The sequence below is a fragment of the Amycolatopsis sp. CFH S0740 genome (genome assembly GCF_004522315.1).
In the GTDB taxonomy this organism is placed as follows: Bacteria; Actinomycetota; Actinomycetes; order Mycobacteriales; family Pseudonocardiaceae; genus Amycolatopsis; species Amycolatopsis nivea.
Genome location: NZ_SDLS01000006.1, coordinates 293,438 through 307,028, shown reverse-complemented (window position 1 = coordinate 307,028; position 13,591 = coordinate 293,438). Strand labels below are relative to the sequence as shown.

Annotated in this window: 12 protein-coding genes and 1 tRNA gene; 10 read left to right on the top strand and 3 right to left on the bottom strand. The window is 69.1% G+C overall.

The window, feature by feature from the left end:
• Positions 1 to 698 precede the first annotated feature (698 nt).
• The 10 genes from EIZ45_RS13850 (at position 699) to EIZ45_RS13805 (ending at position 11,595) form a co-directional block, all read left to right on the top strand.
• Positions 699 to 771, top strand: a tRNA-Ala gene (locus EIZ45_RS13850).
• A 1,691-nt stretch (positions 772 to 2,462) separates the two neighbouring features.
• Positions 2,463 to 3,143: an AfsR/SARP family transcriptional regulator gene (locus EIZ45_RS13845; protein WP_235147136.1), complete on the top strand. Its 681-nt coding sequence runs from the start codon at positions 2,463 to 2,465 to the stop codon at positions 3,141 to 3,143.
• Between the two features lie 171 nt (positions 3,144 to 3,314).
• Positions 3,315 to 3,566, top strand: a complete 252-nt coding sequence (locus EIZ45_RS13840) for an acyl carrier protein (RefSeq protein ID WP_037812007.1) — start codon at positions 3,315 to 3,317, stop codon at positions 3,564 to 3,566.
• A 5-nt stretch (positions 3,567 to 3,571) separates the two neighbouring features.
• Positions 3,572 to 4,825, top strand: coding sequence for a beta-ketoacyl synthase (locus EIZ45_RS13835; RefSeq protein ID WP_134663248.1), 1,254 nt, complete (start codon positions 3,572 to 3,574; stop codon positions 4,823 to 4,825).
• Entirely contained in the window at positions 4,822 to 5,898 is a 1,077-nt protein-coding gene (locus EIZ45_RS13830) for a beta-ketoacyl synthase N-terminal-like domain-containing protein (RefSeq protein ID WP_134663249.1), read from the top strand. The genes EIZ45_RS13835 and EIZ45_RS13830 overlap by 4 nt, the downstream gene beginning before the upstream one ends.
• Positions 5,895 to 6,629, top strand: a complete 735-nt coding sequence (fabG, locus tag EIZ45_RS13825) for a 3-oxoacyl-[acyl-carrier-protein] reductase (protein ID WP_134663250.1) — start codon at positions 5,895 to 5,897, stop codon at positions 6,627 to 6,629. The genes EIZ45_RS13830 and fabG overlap by 4 nt, the downstream gene beginning before the upstream one ends.
• Before the next feature lie 68 nt (positions 6,630 to 6,697).
• A complete protein-coding gene (locus EIZ45_RS13820; RefSeq protein WP_134663251.1) occupies positions 6,698 to 8,068 on the top strand; it encodes an ATP-grasp domain-containing protein in 1,371 nt (456 codons plus the stop codon).
• A gap of 106 nt (positions 8,069 to 8,174) precedes the next feature.
• On the top strand, positions 8,175 to 9,212 hold the full coding sequence (sbnB, locus tag EIZ45_RS13815; protein WP_037812013.1) for a 2,3-diaminopropionate biosynthesis protein SbnB: 1,038 nt from the start codon (positions 8,175 to 8,177) through the stop codon (positions 9,210 to 9,212).
• Positions 9,212 to 10,189 carry a 2,3-diaminopropionate biosynthesis protein SbnA gene (sbnA, locus tag EIZ45_RS13810; RefSeq protein ID WP_134663252.1) on the top strand — a complete coding sequence of 326 codons (978 nt, stop codon included), beginning with the start codon at positions 9,212 to 9,214 and terminating at the stop codon, positions 10,187 to 10,189. The genes sbnB and sbnA overlap by 1 nt, the downstream gene beginning before the upstream one ends.
• Before the next feature lie 119 nt (positions 10,190 to 10,308).
• Positions 10,309 to 11,595: an MMPL family transporter gene (locus EIZ45_RS13805; RefSeq protein ID WP_134663253.1), complete on the top strand. Its 1,287-nt coding sequence runs from the start codon at positions 10,309 to 10,311 to the stop codon at positions 11,593 to 11,595.
• A gap of 9 nt (positions 11,596 to 11,604) precedes the next feature.
• Here EIZ45_RS13805 and EIZ45_RS13800 read toward each other — a convergent pair whose 3' ends face one another.
• Genes EIZ45_RS13800 through EIZ45_RS13790 form a run of 3 tightly spaced genes read right to left on the bottom strand, consistent with a single transcriptional unit; the run spans position 11,605 to position 13,587 of the window.
• Positions 11,605 to 12,561: an ATP-binding cassette domain-containing protein gene (locus EIZ45_RS13800; RefSeq protein WP_134663254.1), complete on the bottom strand. Its 957-nt coding sequence runs from the start codon at positions 12,559 to 12,561 to the stop codon at positions 11,605 to 11,607.
• A 1-nt stretch (position 12,562) separates the two neighbouring features.
• On the bottom strand, positions 12,563 to 12,766 hold the full coding sequence (locus tag EIZ45_RS13795) for an MbtH family protein (RefSeq protein WP_037812019.1): 204 nt from the start codon (positions 12,764 to 12,766) through the stop codon (positions 12,563 to 12,565).
• A gap of 17 nt (positions 12,767 to 12,783) precedes the next feature.
• Entirely contained in the window at positions 12,784 to 13,587 is an 804-nt protein-coding gene (locus tag EIZ45_RS13790; protein WP_043839323.1) for an ABC transporter permease, read from the bottom strand.
• Positions 13,588 to 13,591 lie beyond the last annotated feature (4 nt).

Sequence of the window (13,591 nt, the reverse complement as noted above, 5' to 3'; positions counted from 1 at the left end):
CTGGCCATTGCGGGTCAGGCTCGGTGGACGGCAGCCGCGGCGGGGCTGCGGTGTCGTGGGTTCCCGAGGTGCTCTCGTGTTCCAACGCGGGGTGCCAGGAGGGGTGGGTGGACGTCTCTGCATCGCCCTTGTGGGTGAGGTGGAAGTGCCAATCGTGCGCGTTTGTTCCGGTGACGGTGTACGGGCGGGCCAGCGGGACGGGCGGACGAGCAGCGGTTCGCCGGGCGTTCGCCGCCCGTGTCTGGGCGCGCCAGGCATCAGCGTTGGTCTCGAGGGGCTGGCGGGACGGCGTTCCGCTGTTCCGGCCGCAGGGGTAGTCCGCCGGACTCGGAGGGGTCGGCGCTAGCGCGGCCACTCTCCGTGATTCGGGATTCATCGTCACCTCCCTTGCCGAGACGGGACCGCCGGGCGACCTCGGCCGGGGGTGGGGTTCGCCTCGTGGCGAGGGTCGGCTCGACGTCGCGACTGCGGAGGAATGTAATCGCGGGCACACTGACCTTCAACGCAAACCTGAAGAAAAGTCAGATAGGGCAGTCGACCTGCACTAATGCGCTCGGAACAGGTCGCAGGGAGGCGGGTTTGGGCAGCTTGGCACGCCGTTCCGGCGTGGCCGCGGCGCGTAACCGACCCCCTGACGAAGGGACCGAAGGCGGGGTGTACTGTATGTCCATACGAGATGCGGAGTTCACCTCTGCTTCGGGGCTATGGCGCAGCTGGTAGCGCACCTCACTGGCAGTGAGGGGGTCAGGGGTTCGAGTCCCCTTAGCTCCACAAGTTGCACAGGAACCCTTCGGCCACGCAGTTCAGGTTGGCCGGAGGGTTTTTTGCATGCCCGGGGCATGATTCGATGCGGTCGGCCTGGTCGATGGCTATGGGTTAGCGCTACCGGTCTGCGGCTTGGCGTCGGAAGCTCAGCGGTCGAGCTGGGAAGGTTCGCTGGCAGATGTTGCGAATGGGCGGGCGCGGGCGGGTGGCTGGTGTCGGCGCGGCTCATGCGGTGACGCGGTGATCTCGTCCAACCGCATTGTTCTGAAGCAGGTGGCCGCGGTGCATGGGGGCGGCCTTCTGGCAGCAGCTGCGGGCGGTAGCTCGTACCGATTGCTGCGGCGGCTGGCTAGCTCGTTACGGCTTGGACGCGTGGTGCTGCCGTGTCTCCGGCAGGTGCCCGGTTCTTCTGGCAGGGCGGAGGCTCGGTCAAGAGCTCCAAGGGTGATTGGCGCATTTGGACGGGGGCCGGTTGCGGCTGTGGCAGAAGACGTCAGCTCGCATGGCGCAGCGGGAGTGCCGGGCGGGAGTACGGGACTCGCGGGGGCCCGAGGGGATCGTCTTGGGCTAGGTGGTGGCACGCGGGCGGCGTTGGGTTCTTGGGCTCGACCGCGGTCGTCGAGGAAGCCGGGGTGAGGGAACGCATGCTCGGGGCTCCGATTTGTGCCGCCTGGGGTCTAACGCCGAGAGTTGGCTGGCCGCACTGGGGCGCGGTGTGGAGCATCGCCGGGTGGGCGTCATCCAGCCGCGGCGGTGTGGGGATGGTCGGCGGAGTCCGTTGCGGGGTCGCGTTTTCGCCTGGAGGGATCGTCTCCGGTAGGCGGCGGTAGGCCGCATGGAAGTCAGTACCGAGGGCGACGGGGCGGGGAAACGGTGATCGTCTTGGGAGCCCGGTTTGGCTCGCACGGGCTGGGTCGCGCCAACGACGCGGGGAGCGAGGAGATCGGGGCAGTGGTTCGCGAGCTCGTCGGAGCCAGGGCCCGGATGGCGGCGAGGCATGGAGCGCGGACAAGGACGGTGAGGGTGGCCGCGCGCTGAGGCGGGCGGGAAGCCGTCGAAAGTGTGGAAGTTCGCAAAATTCTCTGTTGCGAACTAGACCAGTCGATGGCGTCGATTGCACACTCGCGCAAATTGTCCCAGCAGTCGAGAGGCGAGCCGCGGCGTTCATGATGTCGAATGCCTTGGTGCGACTCTGGGGAACAACAGAAACACTCTGCGTCGCCGGCCCGCTAATAAATAACCATTCGCCGTCGCTGCGGCAACGGGCAGAAATGTTGCCCGGAACTGCAAATAGAACTCACCCCATGTCGGAAAATGCGGCTCCGCCCCGGCCGCGATAATTGATTCAACACCGTACCGGCGAGTACGACAAGGTATTCGCCGGAGAAGGGTCCCCTGGTGGAGGTAACACCACTGTCGCACCTGGTGCCAGCACCACCATCGGGAGGTCGGGGGCGACAAATGGGAACGGGGTTCGTATTACCGACGGGAAACTGTCGTGCATGACGCCAACTCATTACCCCAATCGGAGGTAGACCGACTTTTCAATGTCTGACATGCTCGGCTCGGCCGACAGCTCGGTGCGTGGGGTCACTTGAGGCGGGCTATTTTTCTCAGGGGTAGATATGGAAATTGAGCTATTGGGATCGGTCACGCTCAGGCAAGCCGGCCGCAGACACGGAGTCGCGTCGCGAAAGGTGCGGACTGTGTTGGCGTTGCTGGCCTTGTCGCCGGGGGTTCCGTTGTCCCTGGACACGCTCGCGGACGAACTGTGGGCCGACAAACCGGTCTCCAACGTGCGCAATGCGTTGCAGGCCAACATCGCGCGGTTGCGGAAGCTCGTGTTCACCGTGACCGGCGAGCGGGAGGTGGTCCGGACGGTCAGCAGCGGGTACCTGATGACCGTGCCTGCCGAGGCCGTCGACGCGCATCGGTTTTCTGCCTTGGCACAGCGTGGGGCCGCGTTGCTCGGGCAGGATCCGCGGGGAGCCATCACGGTCTTCGAGCAAGCGTTGCGGCTCTGGCGGGGGCCGGCGTTGCTCGACGTGGCCGATTGCACTCGCTGCCGGTTGGCTGCCGAGCAGCTGAACGAGCGCCGGCTCACCGTGCAGGAGGACCTGATCTCCGCGCGGCTTCAGGTCGGCGAGCATCATGGGCTTTCCCACGACCTGAAACAACTCGTCGCGGAGAACCCGGCGCGCGAGCGGCTCAGCGAGTACCTGATGATCTCGCTTTACCGCGACGGCAGGCAGGGCGAGGCGGTCTCGGTCTTCCACAGCACCCGGAAGTGGCTGGGCGCCGAACTCGGACTGGAGCCCGGGCCGGGGCTGCGCCGGCTGTACCAGTCCATCCTGATGCAGGACCAGGTTCTCGACTGAACCGTCGTTTTCGCTTCCACCGGGTCAGCATGGCAGTCCCCGATGACCGCCTGCTGACAGCGCGCCTACGGGGGCGTCGCGTCAGGGCGCTGTCAGAAGGGTGTCACCGCTCGCCGCTAGTTTTCGGGCCGAATCCCTTGTAACGGTCCCTGACGATCGGGAGTGACCCCCATGACGACAGCCGTCTCCGAACGCATGCAGCAGATCCGCGAGATCGTCTGCACGCATCTCGAGCTCGACGACGCGGAGCTCACCGAAACCAGCGATTTCGCCGACGACCACGAGGCGGATTCGCTGTCGCTGATGGACGTGCTGGCCGCGCTGGAGAAGAAGTTCGGCGTCACGATCGACCAGGCGCAGTTCGCCCGGATGACCAACCTGCGCGCGGTGTACGAGGTCGTCTCGGAATCCGCGAGCTGGTAGCCGACATGTCGCAGCCGACCAGTATCGGACGCCGGGTGGTCATCACCGGATGCGGTGTCGTGTCGAGCATCGGGATCGGGGTCCGGGAGTTCACCTCCGCCCTGCGCGCCGGGCGCAGCAACGTCCGGCCGATCTCGGTGTTCGACACCACCGGGTTCGCCCACGACAACGGCTGCGAGGTCGCCGACTTCGAGCCTTCCCGGTGGATCCGCACGCTCGACCCCGCCGATCTCGGCCGGGCGAGCCGGTTTTCCACCGCGGCCGCCCGCCTCGCCGTCGAGGATTCGGGGCTGCCGCTGGAAACCCTGCGCGCCGCGCGCACGCTCGTCTCGGTGGGCAGCACCGACGGCGAAGCGCACGAACTCGACGGTCTGGTAGCACAGGAACTCTCCGCCGGGCTGGCCGGGCTTGACCCGAAGCTGGTGCGCCGGACTTCCGCGGGCCGGCTGGCCACGTCGATCGCGCGCGAACTTGAACTGACCGACGTCGAGACCGGGACCATCGCGACGGCGTGTTCGGCGGGGAACTACGCCATCGGCAACTCGCTCGACGCGATCCGGTGCGGGGACGCCGAGTTCGCTCTCTGTGGCGGCGCGGATGCGCTGTGCCGCAAGACGTTCACCTCGTTCTACCGGTTGCGCAGCATCGCGCCGGACTGCTGCCGTCCGTTCGACCGCAACCGGATGGGCATCCTCACCGGCGAGGGCGCGGGCATTCTTCTGCTGGAGAGCCTCGACTCCGCGCTCGCCCGCGGGGCGCGGATCTACGCGGAAGTGCTGGGGTACGGCATGTCCTGCGACGCGCACCATCCGGTGGCGCCGCATCAGGCCGGGATCGCCCGCTGCATGGAACTCGCGCTGGCCGACGCCGGGGTCAAACCCGCCGAGATCGACCTGATCTCCGCGCACGGGACCGGGACCAAAGCCAACGACATGACCGAATCCGCGGCGATCCGCGACCTGTTCGGGCCGACGCCGCCGCGCACCGTGTCGATGAAATCGATGCTGGGGCACTCGATGGGCGCGGCGAGCGCGCTGGCCGCGATCGGCTGTTCGATCGCGCTCACCGAGCAGTTCATCCCGCCCACCATCAACCACCGCGACACCGACCCGGACTGCCCGGTGGACTGCGTGCCCAACGAATCCGTCGACGCCGACCTCGACATCGTGCAGAACAACGGCTGGGCCTTCGGCGGCAACAACGCCGTGGTCCTGCTCGGCCGGTACGAGCGGCAACCCCGAGAGGAGGCCGTACGGTGACCGCACCGGCTCGGCGCCGTCCGGTCATCTCGGCCTGGACCGCCATTTCCCCCTTCGGCTACGGCCGGGAAGCGTTCGCCGACGGCGTTCGGTCCCGGCGCGAGCCCGCCCTCGAAACCGCGGGACCCGGTGATCCCGCGGCGGTCGTGCCCAGTTTCGACGTGCGCGAGATGTTCGGGCGTAAGAAGACCCGGGCGATGAACCGGGTCAGCGGACTGACCGTCGCGGCCGCGCAGCAGCTGCTCGCCGACATGGAACTGGCCCCGGACGGCGACCGCGAGCACATCGGTTTCGTGCTCGGCACCACGACCGGCAGTGCGCAGAGCATGATGGACCTGACCCGCGCGTCGATCACCGGCGAACAGCCCGACCACGTCGAACCCGCCGCGGTTCCCGGCACCGTGATGAACTGCGCGGCCGGGCAGGCCGCGATCTGGCACGGGCTCAAGGGACCCAACGCGACGATCGCCGCCGGACGCACCACCGGATTGCAGGCGTTGAACTACGCTCGCCGGCTGCTGATGACCGAACGAGCGGCTCAGGTGTTGTGCGGTGCGGCCGAGGAGCATTCCGACGCGCGGTCCTGGCTTGAACACCACCGGCGCGGCGGGGCGGCGACGCTCGGCGAAGGCTGTGCGATGTTCCTGCTCGAACCGGCGGACTCGGCCGATCCGCGCAGCGTGCTGGCGACGCTGACCGGCATCGACTCGCGGATCTGCCTCGACGGGGACCTCGCCGGAACCTTGCACGCCACCGTGACCTCGCTGTTGAACCGGTCTGGCGTCAACGCGGACCGCGTGTGGGCGGCAGTCGGGAGCGGCTTTCCCGCGGGGGCGGACCGTCCCGAGGACGCGACGCTGCGGCAGTTGTTCGGCGACGAAGTGACCGATCGCGTGCCGCCGGTGGATCTCATCGGCGACACCTCGGCGGCGACCGCGTTGTTCGGCTTGGCGTCGGTGCTCAGCATCGCCGACGGAGCAGACCACGGCGAACAGGACCACATCGTCGTCACCGCTTGCGATGACGACGGTTCGGTGGCCTGCGCGCTGCTGCAGCTCGGCGGTGCGCGATGAGCAGAACCGCGCTCGTGACCGGCGGTTCCCGCGGGATCGGCCGGGCGGTCGTGCTCCGCCTGGCGCAGGACGGGTTCGACGTCGCGTTCTGCTATCACAGCAACCAAACCGCGGCCGACGTTCTCGTCAAGGAAGTCCTCGACCTGGGTGTGCGCGTCGAAGCGAGCCAGGTCGACGTCGCTGACGGCGAGGCGGTCACGGCGTGGGTGGAGCGCACGGCCGACGAGTTCGGCGCGCCGGACGCGCTGGTCACCTCGGCCGGGATCACCCGGGACGGTTCGCTCGCGCTGATGTCCGAACCGGACTGGTCGAGTGTCCTGCGCACCAACCTGGACGGTGTTTTCCACGCGTGCCGACCCGCCGTGTTCCGGATGATCAAACGCCGCGCCGGAAGCGTCGTGACGTTGTCCTCGGTGTCCGGCGTGCACGGCAATCCGACGCAGACCAACTACTCGGCGGCCAAGAGCGGCGTGCTCGGCTTCACCAAGGCGCTGGCCAAGGAAGTCGGCCGGTACGGGGTGCGGGTCAATTCCGTCGCGCCGGGCCTGATCGAGACCGACATGCTCGGCAAACTCAGCGAAGCAACCCGCGAGAAGATGCTGCGGGCCGTCCCGCTGCGCCGGTTCGGCACGCCCGAAGAAGTCGCGGACCTGGTGTCGTTCCTGGTTTCCGACCGCGCTTCCTACATCACCGGCAGCGTCTTCGAGGTCGACGGCGGCTTCGTCGTCTAGCTGTGCTTTCCCGCGGCAGCGCTGGCAGCGCGTGCCGCGTCCTATCCGTGCGCTGGCGAAAGGACGTCATGAGCGCCGACAACGGTTTCATCCCGCGGCTCAAGACCGCGGTTCTGGGCACGGCCGACCGCCCGCTGGTGTTCGTCGGCAACTTCGAGGTCGAAGAGCAGTGGGCGGTCGACGAGCAGGGGCTGCCCCGGGTGTCCGCCCCGGGCGGCATGGCGGTCGTCAACAGCATGGACGAGTTCGCGTTGCTGCTGGGCGGGAAAAGGGACCACGTGGTGCTCAAGCACGCGCCGGACCCCGGTTACCGCAGCTATCTGGAAGGCCTCGGTCTCGACCTGCCGCAGATCCACGTGATCGCGGACCCGGATCCGGCGCGCACGGTCAGCCAGGACGCGCTGCACGATCCATGGCTGATCGCCGCGCTCTCCGCGTTGCGCACCGACGAAGCGCATCTGCTCGCGCACGGTGTCTCCGCGGTGGAGGAAGAACTGTCCACTGCGACGGGGTTGCCGCTGGCCGCTCCGGACGCGGCTCGGTGCAAGGCGGTGAACAGCAAGATCTACAGCCGCCGCGTCGCGACGAAGCTCGGGTTGCGGCAGCCGAACGGCTGGGCCTGCGACACGCTCGAACTGCTCGACGAGGCCGTCACCGCGGCGGGGGCCGTGCTCGCCACCGGACGGAAGGTCGTCGTCAAGGAGGCGTTCGGGGTTTCCGGCAAGGGAATCTCGGTGGTCTCCGACGAACGCAGGCTCGACCGGTTGCGCCGGATGATCTCCGCGACCGCCCGCCGCAACGGCCGGGACCGGATCGCGTTCGTCATCGAGGAGTGGGTCGACAAGCGCGCCGACCTCAACTACCAGTTCACTGTGAGCCGCGACGGGTCGGTGCACTTCGACTTCGTCAAGGAGCTGATCACCGAGAACGGCGTCCACAAAGGACACCGGATCCCGCCGCGGCTGGACGAGGCGCAGCTGGAGACCATCCGGGCCGCGGCGCAGGCGCTCGGCGGGCAGCTCGCCGCCGACGGCTACTACGGCGTCGTCGGTGTGGACGCGATCGTCGAACCGGACGGCGGCGTCTTCCCGGTGCTGGAAATCAACGCCCGCAACAACATGTCCACCTATCAGGTGCCGATCCAGGAACGCTTCGTCACCGCGGGCGAGACCGCGATGGCCCGGCACTACTCGCTGCGGCTCGGCGCCAGCGTCGGTTTCGACCGGGTCCGCGACGTGCTCGGCGAGCTGCTTTTCGACGGTGCGGGCAGCGGCCTGCTGGTGAACAACTTCGCCACCGTCAACGCCGGCGCGCAGACCGCGGACGGGGCGCCGTTCGCCGGCCGCCTCTACGGCGTGCTCATCGGGGATTCGGCCGCCGAGGTCGACCGGATCGACGCGCGGGTCGAACGCGCGCTGGCCGTCCTGCAGCAGGACTGATCCCCATGCCGGGGACCCGGGGCGTGGCCGCAGGTCCGCGCGGGGAACCCCGGCGACTGCCCGGACTAGCCCCCGTTTCCGCCCAGCCGAAGAATAAGGAAGTTCTGTGACCGAAACCGCTACCGTTCCGGAGTTCGCCGTCGTGTCCGGAGCACAGGTGCACCAGGTGCTCGACGGCGCCGAGAAGCAGCTGGCCGAACTGATCGAGGCGGCCTACCGGCTGCACGGGCAGCAGGCGACCGTCAACCCGCCCTCCTACTTCCTCCGGTTCCCGGACCGGCCGTCCGCGCGCATCATCGCGCTGCCCGCCTCGGTCGGCGGGGAGGTCGCGGTGGACGGGGTCAAGTGGATCTCCAGTTTCCCGGAGAACGTCCGCACCGGGCTGCCGCGCGCCTCGGCCGTGCTGATCCTCAACGACCAGGCGACCGGGTACCCGCTGGCCTGCATGGAAAGCTCGATCATCAGCGCGAGCCGGACCGCGGCGTCGGCGGCGCTGGCGGCCGACTGGCTCAGCCGCCGGGGCGAACGGCCGCGGCGGCTCGGGTTCGTCGGCACCGGGCTCATCGCGCGTTACGTGCACCGGTTCCTGCTCGGCACCGGCTGGGACTTCGACGAGACCGCGGTGTTCGACCTCTCCGCCGAGCACGCCGCCGGCTTCCGGGGCTATCTGGAGGGCACCGGCGCGAGCGGGATCTCGGTGCGCGAGAGCGCCGAGGAGCTGATCCGCGGCAGCGACCTGATCGTGTTCGCCACCGTGGCCGCGGAACCGCACGTGCACGATCCGGCCTGGTTCGGCCACAACCCGCTCGTGCTGAACGTTTCCCTGCGCGACCTGTCCACCGAGGTCGTCCTGGCTTCGGCCAACGTGGTCGACGACGTCGAGCACTGCCTCAAGGCCAACACCTCGGTGCACCTGGCCGAACAGGCCACCGGCGGCCGCGACTTCCTCGACGGCACCCTGTTCGACGTGATGACCGGGGCACTCGCCCTGGACGCCGACCGGCCGCTGGTGTTCTCGCCGTTCGGTCTCGGCGTGCTGGACCTCGCGGTCGGCAAGCACGTCCTGGACGAACTGCGCCGCCGCGGCGAACTGCACGAGGTCGGCGACTTCTTCTTCGAACTCGACCGCTACGGCCGGCGCTGATGCCGATCATCACCAGTCCGCACGAGTTCAACGTCGACGACCTGTTCGTCGACCTGAGCGGGTGTACAGGGCGATCGCTCTACCTCAAGTGCGAGGGCTTCAACTTCGCTGGTTCGATCAAGATCAAAGCAGCGAAAGAGATGATCGACGCCGCCGAACTGGACGGCACGCTGAGGCCCGGCGCGACCCTCGTGGAGAGTTCGTCGGGCAACCTCGGGGTGGCGCTGAGCCTCGTCGCCACCAGCCGGGGTTACCGGTTCATCTGTGTCACCGATTCCCGCTGCACCCTCGGCGCCCGGCAGCTGATGCAAACGCTTGGCGCCGAGGTGCACGTGATCACCGAACCGCATCCGAAAGACGGGCTGCTCGGCGCGCGGATCGCGCACGTGCGGCGGCTGTGCGCCGAGGGCGACGACCGGGTGTGGCTCAACCAGTACGCGAACGCGGGAAACTGGCAGGCGCACTACCGCACCACCGGACCGCAGATCGCGAACTCGTTCCCCGGTGCCGACGTGGCGTTCATCGGAGCGGGCACGACCGGCACGCTGATGGGGTGCGCGCGCTACCTGCGCGAACACTGTCCCGGAATGCGCGTGGTGGCCATCGACACCGTGGGTTCGGTGACCTTCGGAACCCCGGCCGCCCCGCGAATGATCCCCGGTCTCGGCACCGGCGTCCGGCCGGCGCTGCTCGACGAGTCCTATGTGGACGATGTGGTGCACGTGCCGGAACTCGCGACCGTGCGGATGTGCCGCAGGCTCGTCCGGGCCGGGTTCCTGTTCGGCGGCTCGACCGGCACCGTCGTCGCCGGGGCGCTGCACTGGCTCGACCGGCACGAGCACGGCGAAAGCCTCACCGCGGTGGCGGTCTCCCCCGATCTCGGCGACCGCTACCTGGACACGGTCTACCACGACCAGTGGGTGGCCGACCTCTACGGAGACGCGGCGCTCGCCCCGCCCGCCGCGCTCGGGAGCTAGTACCACTCGAAATCGAGGTGCCACGCCCAGTGTGCGCACGATCACGAGGAGCCATCCTTAGACCGTCCGGCTTGCCGCCTGCGCGGCGGGAGGCCTGAAGCGGCCCAAGGAGTTCGGCATTGCGAACGCTACCTCTGCTCCGTCTCGCGCGCTGGTGTGCCGGACACCCCGGCCCGGTGCTGTGCGCGTGGCTGCTGTTCCTGGTCGGGGCGGCGAGCGAAGACCTCGCCGCCCCGGCCGGCAGCTCCGCGGCGCCCGCCGGTTCCGTCCTCGGGGTCGGCTGCCTGCTCACCGCGCTGCTGCTGGTGCTGGTGCTGGGTTCGCCGCGGCTGGCCGCGATCGCGTTCGGCTACCTCGCGACCGTCGGGGCAGGCGCGCTCGGCGTGCTGACGGCGGTCGCCGAAGGAACGGGTTCGTTCGGCAGCTGGAACCTCGTTCTCCTGCCCGGCATCACGAGCGCCGCCAACCATCTGCTGTTCGCGGTCCGCAGGCAGCAGGAGATGCCGCCGGGCAAGCACGACGCGTCCGACACCGCGCAGATCGTCGCCTCGACCGCCGGACGGACCGCGCTCGTCACCGGGCTCGCGATGCTTTCCGCGATGACCGGGCTGTATCTGACCGGCGAGCCGCAGGTCATGCGGTTGGCGGCGGCCGTGGTCCTGGTCATCCTGGTGGAAGCCGCCGCGGCGCTGACCTTGCTTCCGGTGCTGCTGACCCGGATCGCGCTTCCGGTGAAGAGGTCGTTCCAGTGGCACTGGCTGCCCCGGTTCGTCGCCCGCCTGCCCGCGAGCTGGCGTTACCGCACCGCAGCGGGACTCATCGGCGCGCTGGCCTGCACTGCCGCGGCGCTCGGCTACGTCGTCTACCGCTACCTCGAATCGCCGACGCTGCCGCCGTTGCCGTTGGCGTTGCTGATCGGGCTGACGTCGTTGGCGGTGATCACGGCTTTCCGGCCGTTCGTGGTCGCGCTGACGACCGCGGTGCTTTCAGTACTGTCCGCGCTTTTCGCGCTGACCATGCTCACCTGCATGAACCCGCCGACCCCGGCCTGGCTGCCGGTGGCGCTCGTAGCGGTGCTCGCCGCGCCCACGACCGACATGCATGTCTGCCTGCTGCACCACTTCCGAGTCGAGGCGCTGACCGGGATGTCGCCGCAGCACGTGCTCGCGGAGGGTCTGCGCCGCGGCACCGTGGCGATCTCCAGTGCCAGCGTGGTGTCGATCGGGGTCTTCAGCGCGCTCGGGATCGCCGGCAGCGGCGAGCTGAGCGAGTTCGGCTGGGCAGCCGCGGCGGCGCTGGCGATCGACGTGCTGGTGATCCGGCTGGTACTGCTGCCCTTGCTGCTCTCGCTAGCCGGCCCGGTCCGCTGGTGGCGGCGGACCGGGCCGGGGGCTGCGCGAAAGTGAACCGGGGAATCACCCCGTGGTCGGGTGTCCGGTGAGGTCGAGGAAGGCTTCGTCGAGAGTCGGCCTGCGGAGCGCGAAGTCCGCCAGTGCGACGCCGCGTTCGTGCAACGCGTTCGCCGCCGCGGCGATCCCGCCGCTCTCGTCGAGCAGTTCGAGCGAGATGCTGCACCGGCGTTCGTCCACGACCGGGACGCCCACCGCGACCGGCGTCAGCGCCGCCACCGCGTCCGCGAGGCCTTCTGGGTGGGCGACAGCGACTTCCAGCCGTTCCCGGCCGACCTTGCGCTTGAGCTCGTCCGCGGTTCCTTCCGCGACGCTCCGGCCCTTGTCGATGACCACGATCCGGTCGGCGAGGTAGTCGGCTTCCTCGAGGTATTGCGTGGTGAGCAGGACCGTGACGCCTTCGCCGACCAGCTCGCGGACCATCGTCCACAAGCCCATCCGGCTCGCCGGGTCGAGTCCCGTGGTCGGTTCGTCCAGGAAGAGCACCGACGGACGCGCCACGAGACAGGTCGCGAGGTCCAGGCGGCGGCGCATCCCGCCGGAGTACGTCCCGACCGCTCGGTCGGCCGCCTCGGCGAGGTTGAACCGTTCCAGCAGTTCTCCCGCGCGGGCGCGTGCTCCGCGGCGGCCGAGGTGCAGAAGACGGCCCAGCAGCACCAGGTTCTGGCGGCCGGTCAACAGTTCGTCCACGGCGGCGTACTGGCCCGCGAGGGCGATGTGCCGCTGGACCTGTTTGCGTTCCCGCACGATGTCGTGCCCGGCGACCAGCGCGCGGCCGCCGTCCGGCGGGAGCAGGGTCGCGAGCATCCGGACGGTGGTGGTTTTGCCCGCGCCGTTGGGACCGAGCAAGCCCAGCACCGTGCCGGGCGGGACGGCGAGGTCGACGCCGGCGAGCGCTTCGTGGTCGCCGTAGCGTTTGCGGAGCCCTTCGGCTTCGATCGCGAGTTCTCCGTGCGGTGTCATGTCAGCCTGCTTCCCGGATGTTCTCGGGCGACAGATCGGTCCAGTGGCCCGAAATGTGCGCGAGGGCTTCTTCGCGGCTGCTCTCCCCGAGCGAAACCCGCCAGCCGGGCGGGACTTCCGCGAAGGAGGGCCAAAGACTGTACTGCCGGGCGTCGTTGACCAGGACGAGGAAAGCGCCGTTCTGGTCGTCGAACGGGTTTGTCATTGCGTACTCCGGATCGGTTAGGCGAGGCGGTAACGGCGGAAGCTCAGCAGGGTCGCCGCGGCGAAGAGGACGACCAGCGTCACCGCGACGACGACGCCGGGATGCTGGGCGGGGAACGAACTGTCCGCGGGCACCGGCACGCCCCACAGCTGGCGGCACAGCGTGGTGACGGAGCTGACCGGATTCCATTCGGCGATCGGCCGGACCCACGACGGCAGCTGGCTGACCGCCATGAACGCGTTGGAGAGGAAGGAAAGCCCGAGCGTCAGCACCGCGCCGACGCCGTCGATGGATTCGGGATTGCCCATGGTCAGCCCGAGCAGCACGCCGACCCAGATCATCACGTAGAGGAACAGCGCGAGCACGGCCAATCCGGCGAGCAGCGCGGGGAACCCGGCGTGCACGCGGCCGCCGACCGCCAGTCCGATCCCGGCGACGATCGCCAGCGCGACGAAGCCGACCAGCGCGTCGCCGATGGTGTGGCCGAACAGCACGGCGGGACGGGAGATCGGCAGCGAGCGGAACCGGTCGGTCAGGCCGCCCTTGAGATCCATCGCCACCGCGATCGCGGTCGGTGCGACGCCGGCTAGGCCCACCTGCATGAGCGCGGCCGGGAACAGGAACTCCGGATAGCTGCCGCCGCCTTCGACGCTCACCGCGCCTTTGAAGACATAGCCGATGGCGAGCATGGTGATCAGCGAATTCAGCGTGATCGCGAGGAGCCTGCCCGGCACCTTGCGCAGGTGGGTCAACCGGCGACCCGCCAGTGCGAATGTCTCGACGAGCGCCGCTGCCCGCGGAGTGTTCGCCGGGGTGGTCATTGTG